Raw genomic sequence first — 17,311 nt, 5'->3', positions numbered from 1 at the left:
CCGGCGTTTTTAATTCACGACCTGGACGAGCTTCCCGCTCACGGTCCGCTGCGACGGATTGCCATACACACGGATGCCGCCGGAACCGCCGTTCTGCGCGACGAGCGACTGGCGCACGTTCGCGGTCATGCCACCGGATCCCGTCGACGACAGGTCCGCCTGCTCGCTGACGAGGTCCGCCAGGTCCAGGTGGCCGGAGCCGTTCGAGCGCGCCGCCAGGTGGCGCACCGCACCCGTCACGCGCAGCTGGCCGGAGCCGTTCAGGCTCGCCGTCAGGCGCTCGCCCTGCATGCGGCCCGCGACGACGCGGCCGGAACCATTCAGGGTCAGGTTGCCGCCGCTGCTTTGCAACGTCGTCGCGTCGATGCTGCCCGAGCCGTTCAGTACCGCGTCCAGGCCGGCGACGCGGCCCGTCAGCAGCACGGAACCCGATCCCCGCTCTTCCACCACCAGCGGTCCGCCGTTCAGGTCCTGCACGGACATGCGGCCGGACCCATTGTGGCGCACGTCCGTCAAGCGCGGCACCGTATAGGTCACGCGCACGGGATTGTTGGTGCGGAACGAGCGCTCCTTCTCGATGACCAGCCGGTCGCCGCGCAGCTCCGTGCGGATGAACGGCAGCAGGTTGCTGTCCGCCTCCACGACCAGCGACGTCGCCGGGCCGACGCGCACGTCGACGGTGATCGTGCCGTTCACTTCCAGCGCCGGCACGGTGGCGATCGTGCGCTCGTCGCGCGCGGGCACGCCGTTACCTTCGATGGAATCGCTGGAGAATGGCGTGCGGACCTGGTAGTCGCCATCGCCGCCGGGGGCGACGATGATGGCGCAGCCGCCGAGGATGGCGCAGGTGAGAGCGATGGCGAACGGAGTACGCATGGTGGATGGCCTTGTTGTTATTGACCATGCCACTCTAGCAAGGGTACCCGGGGTCGTCCGCCTGCATGCGACGGACGGTGTAAAACGCGGAACGAACGGAGGAAAACCTGCGACGACCGTCAGCGCTGGCCCAGGCGCGTATCGCCGAACAGATGCTTGTACTCGTGCGGCTGCGAGCGCCAGTACTGCGGCGGCGCGCTGACCGTCGCCCCCAGTTCCGCCGCCGCATGCCACGGCCAGCGCGGGTCGTACAGCATCGCGCGCGCCAGCGCCACCATGTCCGCCTGGCCGGTCTGCACGATGGTCTCGGCCTGCTTCGCTTCCGTGATCAGGCCCACGCCGATGGTCGGCATTGGCGTGTTCGCCTTGATGCGCGCGGCGAACTCGATCTGGTAGCCCGGACCCACAGGGATCTTCTGGTGCTGCGACAGCCCGCCGCTCGAGACGTGGATGAACTGGCAGCCCAGTTTTTCGAGCGCTTTGGTCAGCACGAGGCTCTGTTCCAGGTCCCAGCCGCCCTCGACCCAGTCGCTGGCCGAGATACGCATGCCGACCACCATCTCGGGCGACACGGCCGCGCGCACGGCCTCGAACACCTCGAGCGGAAAGCGCATGCGGTTTTCCAGCGAACCGCCATATGCATCGTCGCGCCGGTTCGACAGCGGCGACAGGAACTGGTGCAGCAGATAGCCATGGGCGCCGTGCAGTTCGATGGCGTCCAGGCCCAGCGCATCGGCGCGGCGCGCGGCGGCGACAAAACCGTCCTTCACGCGCTGCAGGCCGGCGGCATCGAGCGCCAGCGGCACGGTCTCGCCCTCCGCGTGCGGGATCGCGGACGGCGCCACGGTCTGCCAGCCATTCTCATGGTCGGCAGGGATGTTCGCGCCGCCCTTCCACGGCACCTCGCTCGATGCCTTGCGGCCGGCGTGCGCGAGCTGGATGGCGATCTTGATCGGTGCGTGCTTGCGCATCGCATTGACGACGGGCTCCAGCGCCGCCGCATGCTCGTCGGACCAGAGGCCCAGGTCGGCATAGGTGATGCGCCCCTCTTCCGTCACGGCGGTCGCTTCGATGATGAGGAGACCGGCACCGGACAGTGCGAGGTGGCCGAGGTGGATCATGTGCCAGTCGGTGGCGAAACCGCGGTCGGCGGAGTACTGGCACATCGGCGCGATGGCGATCCGGTTCGCCAGCTCGAGCGGGCCGAGCTGGATCGGAGAAAACAGCTTGCTCATGGGTGAAGACTCCCCTTTGTGTTCCAAAGAACCAGTCTAGCGCGCATGGCGCAAACGCGCTTTCAACCGGCGCGCACCACCATGATCCCTGCCCGCAATCCCACGCGCACGTCGGGATTCGGGAACACGACGCACTCCTCGTCGTGCTGAACGGTATAAACGGTATCGCCGTCGCGCGCGATCACGTCGCCCTTTTTCAGCGGCGTGAAGTTCTCCGTGTCGCGCCCGAAGCTCATCGTGAACGCATCGGACAGCTTGGTGATCGACTGGGCCGTGTTGAACACGATGGGTTGGTTGCCGCCCGCCTGCGCCTGCCCGCGCAGCAATCCGTGCAAGGCCGACGCCATCGCCGCGAACTGCGACAGGTCGTTCTGCCCCAGCGTGCCGATGCGTCCCAGTTCGACGGTGGTGCCCGCGGCGCCGTGCCGCTCGGCCGTCCAGTAACTGTACGTGCCCGCGGATGCCGGGTTCATGATGACGGCTTCGATGCCGCCGAGGCCCAGCCACGCGATCAGCGCGCGGCGAGGCTCGTCCGCGATCAGCTCCGGCACGATCGCGAAGCGCGGATAACGCGAGCCGCGGATCGCCGTGTGCAGGTCGAGGTGCCAGCGGCGCGGGCCGCTGCCGTCGAAGAATGCAGCCGTGGCTGCGATCAGCGTGTCCGCCCGGCCGGCTTCGAAGGTGCCGGCCAGGTCGCCGCGCTGGTCGCGGAACATGCGGTTCAGGTCCGCGTCGATGAAGCGCTTGCCGGCCGCGATGGCGTCGATGTTCCCGACGCACAGCATCAGGTCCACCGCGACCTCGCCCGGCGTGCGCGACAGGGCCTCGATGGCGTAGGCCGCCATCTCGATCGGCCCCGTCTCGTCGCCATGGACGCCCACCGACAGCAGCACGGCGGCACGCGCTGCCGACGGCGTCGCAGCCTTCACGGTCAGCACGCCCTTCGCGGGCAGGCCGACCGTGAAGCCGGCTTGCGCGAAGCGGGCGGCGACCTCGCCGAAGTCGCCTTCGGCAAGTGCCCGGATTTCCTTCGGTAAGGTGGCCGCCATCGCTTACGCCAGGTTCGCGACGGTGGTGGCGACGGTCGACGCCGCGGTGCCGGATGCGATGCGGTCCGGGCTCGACCCTTCCGACAGCGACCACACGGCCAGCATCGCCTGCTCCAGGTCCGTCGGTTGGACGTAGCCGGCCGACAGGCCCATCGCCGCGGCCAGCTCGCGCACGGCCGACTGCATGTCGCCGCTGGTGCGGCTCGCCGCCAGCACTTCCGTCAGCAGGCGTTGCTGCGTGCGGCGCAGGGCTTGCAGCGCGTAGTTACGCAGCTGTTCCTGCGACTTGCTGGTGGCCGGCAGCTTGAGGCCGCGTTCCAGGGTGTCGATGCCGGCCTGTTCGCGCAGCAGCATGCCGACGCGCAGGAACTCGGCCAGCGACATGCCTTGCGGACGCTGGACGGAGACGGCCGCGAACAGGAACGCCGCCAGCGATTCGACCGTGTCGACGGCCTTCCACGCCTGCACGAACGACGACGACAGGCCCGCGTGGCTGTCCGCGTCAAGCTTCGCCGGCATCAGCTGGCGCAGTTGTTCCGGCTGGGCGAACAGGTTCGACAGCTCTTCCATGCCCCCGGCACCGGCCTGCTCGGCCGGCAGCGACAGCACGCCTTCGATCACGGTGCGCAGCATCACGCGGGTGCGCGCATCGACGGTCTGCGACACGTCGCGCGGCACGACCAGCGCGTCATGGTCCAGTGCCTCGAACACGGGCGCCAGGTGCAGCGCGGCCCAGGCCTGGCCCCACGCTTTCACGACTTCGGCGTCGTCTATGCGGTGTTCCAGCGCCAGGTCGCGCAGCATCAGCGGGCCGCAGCGGTTGACGGATTCGTTGGCCAGCACGGTCGCGAGGATCGCGTTGGCCAGCGGATGCGCCAGCGGATCGCGCGTGGCGACCAGCTGCGCCGGGAAGTACGGGCGCAGGATGGTCTCGGCCCACGGCTGTTCCGTCAGCGGCAGCGCGGCGAGGATGCGCTTGAAGCGGTTCTTGACGTTGGCGACGACGACGGCCAGTTCCGGCGTGCTCAAGCCCAGGCCCAGGGCCTTGCGGCGCTGCAGTTCCGTCTCGCTCGGCAGCTGCTCCAGCTCGCGCGACACGGCGCCTTCCGCCTCCAGGCTCGCGATCAGGGCAGCGTAGCCGTCGACGACGGCGCTGTCCGATTGCGCCTGCGCCTCGCGCACCAGCAGGTGCGTCTGCAGCGTGTTGTCGCGCAGGACCAGCTTCTCGATATCGCCCGTCATCTCGGTCAGCAGGCGATTGCGCTCGCCCTCGTCCAGCTGGCCCGCGTTGACTTCGGTGTCGAGCCAGATCTTGACGTTGACTTCGTGGTCGGAGCAGTCCACGCCGGCCGAGTTGTCGATCGCATCCGTGAAGATGCGGCCGCCGGCCAGCGCGAATTCGATACGGCCGGCCTGCGTGGCGCCCAGGTTGCCGCCTTCCGCGACAACCTTCACGCGCAGCTCGTTGCCGTTGACGCGGATGTTGTCGTTGGCGCGGTCCTTCACCTGCGCGTGGGTCTCGGTGGATGCCTTGATGTAGGTGCCGATGCCGCCGTTGTAGAACAGGTCGACCGGTGCCAGCAGGATACGGTGCATCAGTTCTTCCGGCGTGAGCGACGTCTCTTCGATGGCCAGCGCTTCGCGCACTTGCGGCGACAGCTCGATGTGGCGCGCGGTGCGCGGGAACACGCCGCCGCCTTCCGAGATCAGTTCCTTGTCGTAGTCGTCCCACGACGAACGCGGCAGCGCGAACATGCGCTTGCGCTCATTGAACGACACGACGACGTCCGGGTTCGGGTCGAGGAAGATGTGGCGGTGGTCGAACGCGGCCAGCACTTTCAGCTGGCGCGACAGCAGCACGCCGTTGCCGAACACGTCGCCCGACATGTCGCCCACGCCGACCATCGTCACCGGGGTCGTGTTCATGTCATGGCCCATTTCGTAGAAGTGGCGTTTCACGGCTTCGAACGCGCCCTTCGCCGTGATGCCCATCTTCTTGTGGTCGTAGCCGTTCGAACCGCCCGATGCGAACGCGTCGCCCAGCCAGAAGCCGCGCGAGACGGCGATGCTGTTGGCGATGTCGGAGAACGTCGCGGTGCCCTTGTCGGCGGCGACCACGAGGTAAGGGTCGTCCTGGTCGTAGCGCACGGTGTCCGTCGGCGGCACGATCTCGCCGCGCACGCGGTTGTCCGTCACTTCCAGCAGGCTCGCGATGAACAGGCGGTAGACGGCTTCGCCTTCGGCCGCCACGACGTCACGCGCCGCATCCTTCGGCATCTGCTTGCAGACGAAACCGCCCTTCGAGCCGGCCGGCACGATGACGGCGTTCTTGACCATCTGCGCCTTCACGAGGCCCAGCACTTCGGTGCGGTAGTCTTCCATGCGATCGGACCAGCGCAGGCCGCCGCGGGCGACCGGGCCGCCGCGCAGGTGCAAGCCTTCGAAGCGGCGCGAGAACACATAGATCTCGCGGAACGGACGAGGTTCCGGCACGAGCGCCAGGTGGCTCGTGTCGAGCTTGAAGATGATCTTCTCGCCATCGTTTTGATAGTAATTGGTGCGCACTGTCGCCATCACGAGATCGACCAGCGCGGCCATGATTTCCTCGGTGTCGGCGTGGTTGACCCTGGCCAGGTCCGCCTTCAGCGCGGCCAGTTTCGCATCGCCTTCGGCGCGTTCCTCGGCGCTGCGTTTCGGATCGAAGCGCAGCTCGAAACCTTCGACCAGTTCCTTGACGAGGTTCGCGCGCGGGCGCAGCGTCTCGGCCATGTAGCGGGTCGAGAACTTGCTGCCCGCCTGGCGCCAGTAGCTGATGTAGGCGCGCACGAGCTGCACTTCGCGCATGGCCAGGCCGCCTTCGATGGTCAGGCCGTTCAGGCGGCCGTCTTCCGCTTCGTCGTTGAACAGCGCGGCGAACAGTTCGCCCGCGACTTCCGCGACGCCCGGCTTGGCCAGCTTGGCGGCCGAATCCGCGTCGACGATCAGGCCCGTGATGTAGCGGCGCGTGCCGTCGGCCGTGTCGATCCAGAAGCTCTGTTCGCGGTCGATGGCGACGCCGGCGTTCTGCAGCGCCGGCAGGATGCGCGACAGCGACGGCATCGTGTTCGTCGAGTACAGGCGCAGCGACGTGACGCCCGCTTCATCCGTCTCGATGCGGACCGAGACGTGGCCCTGCTGGCCGTTCGCGATGATCGCGCTCACGTCGCGGAAGGCGATTTCGGGCGCGGTCGCGGCCACGTAGTTGACCGGCAGCGTCGGCAGGATCTTGCGCAGCGCGTTGCGGGTCGGGACATCTTCGACCGTGTCGGTCAGCGCCGTGTAGCGGTCATGCCAGCCGTCCAGCACGGACAGCAGCGGTTTCTGGATGTCCGATTCCAGGTCGAGCGGATAGCGCGCGGCCTGGGCGATCAGGTAGACGCGGGCCAGCGGGCCATCGGCGACGAGGGTCTGCGTGCGCACGTCGACGGCGCCCGAGCTTTCCTTCAGTGCCTGCGCCAGCGCCGCGACGACGGCGGCGCTGTAGCGCTCGCGCGGCAGGTAGACGAGGACGTTCAGGTGGCGTTGATAGACGTCGCGGCGGGCGAAGACTTTCGCGCGCGGCTGCTTGTACAGCGAGACGACGGAGCTGCACACCTGGGCAAGCCAGTCCGGATCCGCTTCCAGCGCTTCCGTGCGCGGCAGCGACTCCAGGATCTCGAGGAATTTCTCGGCGCGGAAGCCTTCTTGGCGCACGCCGGCAATCGACAGCACTTTCGCGACGCGGCCGCGTGCGAACGGCAGGCGCGCCAGCGGGGTCGACGTGGCGGCGCGGGTGAACAGGCCGACGAAGCAGTGTTCGCCGATCGTGTTGCCTTGCGTGTCGGTGTCACGCACGCCGATGAAATCCAGCGGCTGGTCGCGGTGCAAGGTGCCGGCCACGTCGGCCTTCACGATCGACAGCGTCTCGTCGCGCTTGGACAGGATCTCGAAGTCGCCCGGGATGTTCTGCAGGCAGGTGCCGTAGACGGGGTGCGACGTATCCTGCAGCACGCCGATGCGGCTCGGGATATCGCGTTCGAGTTCGCGCACGCCCGGCTTGACGAAGTAATAGGCATAGCCGAACGGTTCGAAGCCTTCGTTCTTGGCCCAGTCGAGGAAGGCAGCCACTTCCTGGCCGGACGGCGTGCCCGCATCATGCCCTTTCTCGGCGGCTGCTGCGGCGACGAAAGTCATGCGGTCGGCCATGGCGACGGCGTCGCGGTGCACGATGGCGGCGTCGCGCGCGACCATCTGGATGCGGGCGACGAGTTCGGAGAGCTCGTCCTGCGGCAGGTCTTCCGCCAGCAGGCACAGGACATACGATTCCAGCGGCGCGCCCGCTTCGCCGACGGCGACCACGCGCCCGGCTTCATCGCGGCGCACGGGCAGCACCGTATTCAGCACGCCCGACGCGACGACGCGCTGGCGGCGCAGCGCCATCACGAACGAGTCGACGAGGTAGGGCATGTCCTCGTTCAGGATCAGCAAGGCGGTCGACATGCCGCAGCGCCCGTCCGTGTAGCGATTCTCCGCGATCTGGCAACCGTCGGTCGTGCGCTGCGCCACCTGGGCGAAGGCATCCCACAGGATGGCGGCGAGGTTGCGGGGATCGATGCCGGCGAGGTCGTCCTCGTCCAGGGCGCCGATCCAGGCGCCGATCAGCGCGCCCACTTGTTCCGAGGCGTCCACCGGCTTGTTCTCGTTGACCAGCGCGAGGGTTTGCGTGCGCAGATCGTGAGGCATGTCTTTGTTCATTTTTAGCTTCTCCAAAAGCTGGTTGTTGCGCCGGGTTCGGCACGGCTTGTGGCCACATGTTCCCGGCTGGTACGGACAGGGTTGTCCCGTCCAGATTTCTTGTGCTTCTTCGGGTGTACGTCGAAAAACCTGGACGGTTTTTCGAGGTACACCCTCCCGGAAACGATGCGCTATTAAATCACGAAAGGTGGTAAAGACCGGGCAAGCCGAGGATGCGTTCCAGGTCTTCCAGCGCGGCCGCGCATTCGATGGCCAGCTGCGGGTCCGCCAGGTCCTTCGGCTCCACGCGGTCGCGGTAATGACGCTCGACCCACGGCACGAGGCGCGCGTACAGGTCTTCCGTCATCAGCACGCCCTGGTGCATCGCGGCCGCTTCCTCGTCCGTGAGCACCACGCGCAGGCGCAGGCACGCGGGGCCGCCGCCGTTGCGCATGCTCTGGCGCAGGTCGAATTCGATCAACTCGTCGATCGCGCCGTTTCCCGACCTTCCGGATGCCACCAACTGCTCCAGGTAGCGGGCCACGGTCGCGACCTCGCGGCACTCGTGCGGGACGACGAGCGCCATGCCGCCGTCCGGCTTCGACAGCAGCTGGCTGTTGAACAGGTAGCTGGCGACGGCGTCGGCGACGGGGACGACGCCCGTGTCCACGCGCACGGCGCGCAGGTCGGTGCCGGTAACGCCCAGCGCGCGGCGCAGCGCTTCCAGCGTGGCCGCTTCGTCGGCGAACGCCTGGTCGTGGTAGAACAGCACGTTGCCGTTGCCGACCGCGATCACGTCGTTATGAAACACGCCCTGGTCGATCACGGCCGGATTCTGCGACGCGAATACGGTACGTGCCGCGTCCAGGCCATGCAGGCGGGCGACGGCCTGCGATGCTTCCAGCGTCTGGCGTGCCGGATACTTGGTCGGCGCGGGCGCGGACGGGTCGAACTCGACGCGGCCATACACGAAGAATTCGACGCCGGCCGCGCCGTGGGCGCTGGCGAAGCGCGTGTGGTTGGCGGCGCCCTCGTCGCCGAACGCGGGCGTCGACGGCAGCGGGTCGTGCACGACGAAGCGGTCCGGGTTCGCGAACAGGGCGCGCAGCGTGCGCGTCGCCTGCACGTGTTCTTCCGCGCGGTGCAGCTTGTTGTTCAGGTTCGCGGCGGTGAAGTGCACGCGGCCGTCCGCCGTGTCGGCCGACGGGCTGACGGTGGCGGCGTTCGCGGTCCACATCGGCGATGCGGAGTATGCGCACGCGAGGATCACCGGAGATTCGCGGTACGCCCGTGCCAGCACGTCGGCATCCGTGCCCGTGAAGCCGAGGCGGCGCAGCAGACGGAAGTTCGGACGCGCCTGCGGCGGCAGCAAGCCTTGCGCGAAGCCGCGTGCGGCCAGTGCGCGCATCTTGGCGAGGCCCTGCAGCGCGGCCTGGCGCGGGTTCGACGCGCTCCGCACATTGTTGAACGAGGCGACGTTGCCGAACGAGAGACCGGCGTAGTTGTGCGACGGGCCCACGAGGCCGTCGAAGTTGAATTCGCGTGCGTTGCGCATATCGTTCAGAAGGTGAGACCGGGCGACAGCTTGGCCGGCATGTCCAGTTCAGAGGTTTCGATGGAGGCGACCGGGTACGCGCAGTAGTCGGCCGCATAATAGGCGCTCGGACGGTGGTTGCCGGACTTGCCCACGCCGCCGAACGGCGCGGAGCTGGCGGCGCCCGTCGTCGGACGGTTCCAGTTGACGACGCCGGCTCTAGCCTTGACCGCGAAGCGCTTCCACAAGTCTTCCGACGGCGAGAGGAGTGCCGCGGCGAGGCCGTACTCCGTCGCGTTGGCGGCCGCGATGGCGCGGTCGAAATCGGCCACGCGCACGATCTGCAGCAGCGGTCCGAACCACTCTTCGTCCGGGATGCCCTGCGCATCCGTCACGTCGACGATACCGGCGGTGACGAAGCCCGCGTTCGGGTCGAGCTGGCGCATGCGCAGCAGGACCTTGCCGCCCTGCGCTTCCATCATCTCCTGCGCCTGCACGAGGCGTTTCGCCACGGCGGCCGAGACGACGGGGCCCATGAACGGCTGCGGCTCCGCGTTCGACGGGCCGACGGCCAGCTTGCCCGCCACTTCCACGAGACGGTCGACGATGGCTTGTCCCTGCGGGCCGTCCTGCACGATCAGGCGGCGCGCGCACGTGCAGCGCTGGCCGGCCGAGATGAACGCGGACATCACGGCGTGGTGCACGGCCGCGTCGACGTTCTGCACGTCCCACACGACGAGCGGGTTGTTGCCGCCCATTTCCAGCGCCAGCATCTTGCCCGGCTGGCCGCCGAACTGTTTATGCAACGCGACACCGGTCTGGCTGCTGCCGGTGAACAGGATGCCGTCCACGTCCGGATGCTGCGACAGCGCCACGCCGGTCGCGCGGCCGCCGTTCACGAGGTTCAGCACGCCCTGCGGCAGGCCGGCCTGCTCCCACAGCTGCACGGTACGCACGGCGGTGCGCGGCGCGTATTCGCTCGGCTTGAACACGAGCGTGTTCCCCGCGATCAGCGCCGGTACGATGTGGCCATTCGGCAGGTGGCCGGGGAAGTTGTAGGGTCCGAACACGCCGAACACACCGTGCGGACGGTGGCGCAGCACGGCGTTGCCGTCGGCGACCTTGGCGGCGGTTTCGCCCGTGCGCGCGGCATGCGACTGCACCGAGATGTCGACCTTGTTGGCCATCGTCGTCACTTCCGTGCGGGCTTCCCACAGCGGCTTGCCCACTTCCTCCGCGATGATCGCGGCGAGTTCCTCGTTGTGCTCCTTGAGCAGGTCGCGGAAGCGCTGGCAGATGGCGATGCGTTGTTCGAGCGGCGTGAGCGCCCAGTCTTCGAACGCGGCGCGCGCGGCTTTTACGGCGCGGTCCACATCTTCTGCCGTGGATTCGTTGCTGGTCCAGGTCTGGCGGCCGGTGGACGGGTCGATGGTCTCGAGTTGCGGACCGCTGCCGGCCAGCCATTCACCGCCGATGAAGTTAGCGCAGTTAGAGCTCAATTCTTTAGCCATTGTTTTTCCTTACGTTGAGGGCCAGCGAGCGAATAGGGTCACCCGGCTGGCAATGCAGCAACTGGAGTTCGCGCACGGATAGCGCGACCTTGCGGCCGCCGTCGCAGGCCTGGGTAAGGACCATGCGAAAATCGTCGAGCTTCGTGTTGGAGACGAGCGTGACTTCGCACTCACCTTCCGGTTGGCCTTCCTCGGCCGTGGTCAGCACGCTGTCGCGCACGGCGCGCAGCTCGGCCACGCGGCCCTGCAGCACGGGCCCCGCGTCGAAGATGTCGACGTAGCCCTCGTAGTGCATGCCTTCCTGCTCCAGCAGTTTGCGCGCAGGGAGCGTGGAGCGGTGCACCTGACCGATCACGGCCTGCGCGTCTTCCGGCAGGTACGCGACGTACAGCGGCTGGCGCGGCATGAGCTCCGCGATGAACGACTTCTTGCCGAGCGCCGTCAGGCCGTCGACGTGGTTGAAATCCATCTTGAAGAAGTGGCGGCCGAGTCCCTCGTAGAACGGCGACGTGCCGTCCTCCGCCTGGTAGCCGCGCATCTCCGCGATGATCTTTTCCGTGAACAGGTGCTGGAACTGCGCCATGAACAGGAAGCGGCTCTTCGACAGCCACTTGCCGTTGTAGCCCGTGCGGTACTCCGGCATCAGGAACAGCGAACACAGTTCCGTGGAGCCGGTCAGGTCGTTCGACAGGTACAGCGTGTCCATGCGCGTGAACACGCCCAGTTCGCGGCTGGAGTGCACCAGCGTGCCGATGCGGTAGTTATAAAACGGCTCCGTGAGGCCGACGGCGGCCTTGATGGCGCACACGCCGGCCAGGCGGCCGTTGGACGTGTCTTCCATCACGAACATGTAGTCGCGTTCCTCGGGCGGGATCGTCTGCGCGAACGATGCCACCGCGGTCTCGACGCGCTCGCCCAGCATGGCGCGGTCCGGCTTCAGCGTGGTCATGCCGCTGCCGACCTGGCGTGCCATCTCGATCAGCGGATCGATGTCGTTCAGGGTGATTGCGCGGATTACGAGCATGGGTTCCTCATGGTTTTCCAAAGCGTCAGATGCGTACGCAGATGACGCTGTCGCCGGTCGCGACGCCTAACGCCTCGCGTGCCGCGGGCGGCAGGCAGATGGCGTCGGAACTCTCGGCCGGGTCGCACGGCAGCACGATCGCGCGGAACTTGCGTTCGCTGCTGGCCACCGCGTAATTCACCATCGCGGCCTTGCCGCCGCGCGTGGGCGGCTGCAGTTCGGCGTTCGCGACCTTCTTCACCATCGAGCCGGAGAACGACCGCAGCGCGTGCTTGTGCGCCTGCAGGATCGGACCGCCGTCGAAGATGTCGATGTATTCGTCGGCCTCGAAGCCCTCTTCCGTCAGCAGGTCGAACGCGAGTTCGCCGCTTGGGTGGATCTGGCCCATCACGGCCTGCGCGGGGCCGGGCAGCAGCGGCACGTACACGGGGTAGTGCGGCATCAGCTCGACGATCAAGGTGCGGTTACGGGCGCCGCCGATCGTGCGCTCCGCATCGAGGAAATCCATCTTGAAGAACTTGCGGCCCAGCGCATCCCAGAACGGCGACTGGCCACCCGCGTCGGTGACGCCGGCCAGCGGCACGAAGAAACGGTCGCCGAAGCGGTGCGGCGCCAGCACGGCGTACAGCAGACGGGCGCGCGACAGCAGCGCGGACTCGCGGCCGGCAGTATCCTGATTGCGAATGTAGAAGCCGGACAGCTGCGAATACGCCGTCAGCTCCGAGCACAGGGTCAGCGCGTGCACGCTGTGGCTGATGTTCAGGTCGCGCGAGACCTGCTGGATCACATCGTTGCGGAACGCGAAATAAGTGCCGTTCGAACCGGCCGACGCGTGGATCGCGGCGGTGCCGACCAGCGCGCGGCTGTCGACGTCTTCGAGCACGAACAGGTAGGACTCTTCGCTGGGGATGTCGACGTGGGCGGCGAACGACGCCACCGAACGCTCCACGAACGCGGCGATTTTCTCGCGCGTGCGCGGCAGGGTGTGCACTCCCGGCGTGGACGCGGCAAGCAGCGTCTCGAGGGCGCCGACATCCGCTGGTTCTACCGGACGAACTACGTACATGGATTCTCCCGACAAAGGCATCGAACTCACGGAGCCGGCCGGATTGGGGGTGCCCCCCCTTCCGGCCGGGTGGTGCTGGCAGTATCAGCCGGCGAGGAACGCGTCGGCGGCCTGGCGCATGATGCGGTCGGCTTCCGCGATCTGCTCGTCGGAGACGACCAGCGCCGGTGCCAGGCGGACGACGTCCGGGCCGGCGATCAGCAGCATCAGGCCGAGCTTTTCCGCGACCTTCGTGTAGTCCTTCGACTTGCCCTTGTAGCCGTCGGCCATCGGCAGGCCGAGCAGCAGGCCCTTGCCGCGCGGCCTGGTGAACAGCTTCGGGTAGTCGGCGGCCAGCTTCTCCAGGTTCGCGACGATCTTGCTGCTCGCCTCGCGCACGCGCGCCAGGAAGGCCGGCTGGTTGATCTGCTCGATCACGGCCAGCGCCACCGACGTCGCCAGCGGGTTGCCGCCGTACGTGGTGCCGTGGCTGCCGACGGCCAGGTACTGGGCGATCTCGTTGGTGGTCAGCATGGCGCCGATCGGGTAGCCGTTGCCCAGGGCCTTGGCCGACGTCAGCACGTCCGGGGTCACGCCCACGTTCATGTAGTCGTAGAAGGTACCGGTACGGCCCACGCCCGACTGCACTTCGTCGAAGATCAGCAGGGCGCCGGTCTTGTCGCACAGCTCGCGCAGCGTCTTGAGGAATTCGATGTCGCCCGGGATCACGCCACCTTCGCCCTGGATCGGCTCGACGATCACGGCCGCGACGTCATCGCCGATGGCGGCGCGTGCCGACTCGATGTCGTTGTAGTTGATGTGGTTGATTTCCGGGGGCAGCGGCTCGAAGCCTTCGGTGTACTTCGACTGGCCGCCGACCGACACGGTGAACAGCGTGCGGCCGTGGAACGAGGAATAGCACGACACGATGCGCGACTTGTGCGGGCCAAACTTGCCGTGCGCGTACTTGCGCGCCAGCTTCAGGGCGGCTTCGTTGGCTTCCGCGCCCGAGTTGGCGAAGAAGCAGCGGTCGGCGAACGTGGCCTCGATCAGGGCCGACGCCAGGCGCAGGACCGGCTCGTTCGTGTAGCCGTTGCCGACGTGCCAGAGCGTATTGGCCTGGCGGGTCAGCGCCTCGACGACGACCGGGTTGCAATGACCCAGGCTGCTGACGGCGATGCCGGAGGTGAAGTCGAGGTAATGCTTGCCGTCCTGGTCCCAGACGTCCAGGCCCGACGCGCGCACGGGCACCATCGCGGCGGGTGCGTAGGTCGGGACGAGCACCTCGTCGAAAGTCTGGCGTGTGACAGGCCGCGTGGCGACACCCGAGTCGAGCTTAGCATTCATGACGTTTTCCTCATCCAAATAAAAGATTGCGCGGACTCCAGCAGCCGCGCCGAGCGACTCATTATAGAGAAGCCAATCCTTGCCGTTCTTTCCAAACTGCGACAGGCATTTTCATTTTTGGACGAGCAACAAAAAACCGGGGTCAGAGCCCGATTTTTGGAAATTGCCCAAAATCGGGCTCTGACCCCGGTGTTTACTGGCTCAGTTTGCGCTGGCGTTCTTCGCGCGGCGTATTCCCGAACAGCGCCCCGAAAGCGGTAGAAAAGTGCGACCCGGACGAGAAACCACACATCAGCCCCACCTGCACAATGGAGTAATTGGTGTCGCGCAGCAGTTGGCGCGCCCGTTGCAGGCGCAGTTCGAGGTAGTAGCGCGACGGCAGGCTGCCCAGGTATTGCTTGAATAGCCGCTCCAGCTGGCGGCGGGACACGCCCGCCAGCTGGGCGATGTCGTCGGTCGACAGCGGTTCCTCGATGTTCGCTTCCATCAGGGTGACGGCTTCCGTCAGCTTGGGCTGCAGCACGCCGAAGCGCGCCTGCAGCGCGACGCGCTGGCGTTCGTCCGGGCCGCGCACGCGGTCCACGCACAGGATTTCCTTCACCTGCGCCTGGACCGTCGCGCCGAACAGCAGGTCGACGAGGGTCAGCGCGAAGTCGATGCTGGCCGCACCGCCGCAGGACGTCAGGCGCGCGCCGTCGATCTCGTACAGGTGCGGGCTCAGCAGGGCCTGGTCGGCGCGCATGTCGACGTCGGGATACAGCGACCACGGCAACGCGGCGCGCGCACCGTTCAGCGCGCCCGCCTCCGCCAGCCACAGCACACCCGCGCCGACGCCGCCCCAGCACGGCGCCGCCCGGCAGCGGGAGACGACCGTACGCAGGTTGGCGGGACGCAAGCCGGCCTCGGCCTCGTCGGCGACGAGGAGCACGAGGTGCCAATGGCGCTGGTCGGCCGCGAATTTGTCGGGGGTGCGCACGTCCACGTGCAGGCGCTCCGGCCCCAGCACCTTGGCCGCGAGGCGCAGCGGCTGCACGAGGCCGGACCACGTCAGCGAATCCGGCTCGCCCGCATGCACGAGCAGCACGCGCAGCGGCGCCTCCTGCGCGAGGCGGGATAATTCAAGCTGCTGCATTGGGACGAACAGGGATCATCACTCGGGGGCGAGCGCGGCGGCCGGCCGGCTTTCGGCATTCCATTGACTGACTATCATACCGGAGATCAACAAAGCCGCGCCGAGCCAGCCCCGGCCGCCCATCGCCTCGCCCAGCCAGAAATACGCGAAAAACGCGGCGCCGCCGGGCTCGAACGCATAGATGACGGCCGCCTCGTTGGCACTCGTGCGCGCCTGGCCCCAGGCCTGCATCGAGATGATGGCGGCCGTGCACAGCACGCCCAGGTAGGCGAAGTTCGGCGCATAGTGAAGCAGCCCGTGGCCGATGTAGGCCCAGTAGTTGGCGGCATCGGACGCGACGTCGATGCTGCCCCGCGGTACCTCGCGCGCGAACAGCCACAGCGCCGCGCACAAGGCGACGGTGCCGATCTGCGCGGCCGTCACCGTCATCAGACGGACGGCGCGCCGCGTATACACCTCCATGACCTTGATGTAGGCGCCGAACGTGAGCGCGGCCAGCAGCGCGAGCGTGTCGCCGCGGCCCCAGCCGCCCCCGCCGTCCCAGCACAGTGCCGCGAGCCCCGCGATCGCGAGCAGCAGCGCGATGACGATGCGGCGCTCCGGCAGGCGTCCGCCGAGCAGGCCCAGCAACGGCACGACGAGCACGTTCAGGCCGCAGATGAAGGCGTTGCGGTTCGAGGTCGTCAGCGCGAGACCTTCCACCTGGAACAGGTAGCAGAAGAACAGCAGCAAGCCGAGTATGCCGCCCAGCATCAGGTCCGTGCGGCGTGCGCGCCACAGGAACGGTGACAAGAGCGCCGTCGCGATGGCGAAACGGGTCAAAATAATCCAGACGGGAGAAAAATAGGCCGTCAGTTCCTTCATCGCAGGAAATGTCGTCCCCCACACGAGGACGACGACGACGAGGGCGAGGATGCCGCGCAGATGCTGGGTCATGAAACGTGAAATAAATTCTGGCAAGATTGCTATGGTACCGGACCCGGCCACAACGACGAAGACTGGGGCCGGCCCGCGCTGGCGGCTATAATCGTTTCATGGGTGAACGATATCTGAAGAGTGTGCGCCTGCTGGCCGAGTGCCTGCAAGGGTTCGAGCGTTTCGTCGCCGAACCGGTGCGCCGGCATGGGCTGACGCATCCGCAATTCGACATCATCGCCACCCTCGGCAACACGCCCGGCATGACCTACAAGGAACTGGGCGAGCGAACCCTGATCACGAAGGGGACGCTGACCGGCGTCATCGACCGCCTCGAACAGAAGGGACTCGTGGAACGCGCGCGCAATTGCGACGACAAGCGCTCGTTCCTCGTGCGCCTGACGGCGGACGGGGAGTCCCTGTTCCGCAACGTGTTTCCGGCCGTGGTCGCACACGGCAAGCAGCTGTTCGCCGATTATGGCGACGGCGATTTCGAACAACTTGACCACGCGCTGCGCCGGCTGCGCACCCGGCTCGATGCGCCGGGCCTGGTCACACCGGGCGGGCATGTTCCCGCCGACGAAGGATGATATGAATACAGCACTACTGGAAGGCAAAAAACCGCCTCATTTCGACAAGCACATCATCGGCAACCTGCTGCTGGACGTGGCATCGCCCGCCGAAGTGCGCGAGGAACCGATGGTGATCGGCGTGCGCAACGATGACGGCGAGATCTACCGCCTGATCGGCGCCGCCACCCTGAACAGCTTCATGAACGCGGTCGAGGAATTGTTCGACCTCGGCCTCGTCGACGAGCTGCAGGACACCGAGGAACCGAAAGACGGCTGCGACGCCATTTTCAGCGAGCCTTGACGAAGTTCCTGGGGGTAT

The 17,311-nt window shown here is 67.2% G+C and carries 13 protein-coding genes; 2 read left to right on the top strand and 11 right to left on the bottom strand.

Annotation, left to right across the window (positions count from 1 at the left end):
- Window positions 1-9: 9 nt before the first annotated feature.
- The 11 genes from ASD28_RS03025 to ASD28_RS02975 form a co-directional block, all read right to left on the bottom strand.
- Complete coding sequence (locus tag ASD28_RS03025) at window positions 10-876, bottom strand: head GIN domain-containing protein (RefSeq protein WP_056123801.1); 867 nt, start codon at window positions 874-876, stop codon at window positions 10-12.
- A gap of 119 nt (window positions 877-995) precedes the next feature.
- The gene (locus ASD28_RS03020) at window positions 996-2,111 is read right to left on the bottom strand and encodes an NADH:flavin oxidoreductase/NADH oxidase (RefSeq protein WP_056123797.1); all 1,116 of its coding nucleotides are present in this window, start codon (window positions 2,109-2,111) and stop codon (window positions 996-998) included.
- Between the two features lie 62 nt (window positions 2,112-2,173).
- A complete protein-coding gene (locus ASD28_RS03015) occupies window positions 2,174-3,160 on the bottom strand; it encodes a succinylglutamate desuccinylase (RefSeq protein ID WP_056123794.1) in 987 nt (328 codons plus the stop codon).
- Window positions 3,161-3,163: 3 nt separating this feature from the next.
- Complete coding sequence (locus tag ASD28_RS03010; RefSeq protein ID WP_229412376.1) at window positions 3,164-7,921, bottom strand: NAD-glutamate dehydrogenase domain-containing protein; 4,758 nt, start codon at window positions 7,919-7,921, stop codon at window positions 3,164-3,166.
- Window positions 7,922-8,111: 190 nt separating this feature from the next.
- A complete protein-coding gene (gene astB / locus ASD28_RS03005) occupies window positions 8,112-9,467 on the bottom strand; it encodes an N-succinylarginine dihydrolase (protein ID WP_056123790.1) in 1,356 nt (451 codons plus the stop codon).
- A 5-nt stretch (window positions 9,468-9,472) separates the two neighbouring features.
- Complete coding sequence (gene astD / locus ASD28_RS03000) at window positions 9,473-10,957, bottom strand: succinylglutamate-semialdehyde dehydrogenase (protein WP_056123787.1); 1,485 nt, start codon at window positions 10,955-10,957, stop codon at window positions 9,473-9,475.
- Entirely contained in the window at window positions 10,950-11,981 is a 1,032-nt protein-coding gene (gene astA / locus ASD28_RS02995; RefSeq protein ID WP_036234611.1) for an arginine N-succinyltransferase, read from the bottom strand. Before astA ends, astD begins: the two co-directional genes overlap by 8 nt.
- A gap of 25 nt (window positions 11,982-12,006) precedes the next feature.
- Window positions 12,007-13,047, bottom strand: coding sequence for an arginine N-succinyltransferase (locus tag ASD28_RS02990; RefSeq protein ID WP_056123784.1), 1,041 nt, complete (start codon window positions 13,045-13,047; stop codon window positions 12,007-12,009).
- A gap of 84 nt (window positions 13,048-13,131) precedes the next feature.
- Entirely contained in the window at window positions 13,132-14,373 is a 1,242-nt protein-coding gene (locus ASD28_RS02985) for an acetylornithine/succinyldiaminopimelate transaminase (protein ID WP_056123781.1), read from the bottom strand.
- Between the two features lie 193 nt (window positions 14,374-14,566).
- Window positions 14,567-15,505 (bottom strand): GlxA family transcriptional regulator, encoded by a 939-nt coding sequence (locus ASD28_RS02980; protein WP_056123779.1) that lies wholly within the window; start codon window positions 15,503-15,505, stop codon window positions 14,567-14,569.
- Between the two features lie 18 nt (window positions 15,506-15,523).
- A complete protein-coding gene (locus ASD28_RS02975; protein WP_056123777.1) occupies window positions 15,524-16,441 on the bottom strand; it encodes a DMT family transporter in 918 nt (305 codons plus the stop codon).
- A 98-nt stretch (window positions 16,442-16,539) separates the two neighbouring features.
- Here ASD28_RS02975 and ASD28_RS02970 point away from each other — a divergent pair, with 98 nt between their 5' ends.
- A complete protein-coding gene (locus ASD28_RS02970; protein WP_056123774.1) occupies window positions 16,540-17,010 on the top strand; it encodes a MarR family winged helix-turn-helix transcriptional regulator in 471 nt (156 codons plus the stop codon).
- Window position 17,011: 1 nt separating this feature from the next.
- A complete protein-coding gene (locus tag ASD28_RS02965; protein ID WP_056123771.1) occupies window positions 17,012-17,293 on the top strand; it encodes a hypothetical protein in 282 nt (93 codons plus the stop codon).
- The last annotated feature ends 18 nt before the right edge of the window (window positions 17,294-17,311 follow it).

Source organism: Massilia sp. Root133 (assembly GCF_001426525.1).
In the GTDB taxonomy this organism is placed as follows: Bacteria; Pseudomonadota; Gammaproteobacteria; order Burkholderiales; family Burkholderiaceae_D; genus Telluria; species Telluria orientalis.
Note: the sequence above shows the minus strand (reverse complement) of the source record. Positions and strands in the feature narration are given on the sequence as shown.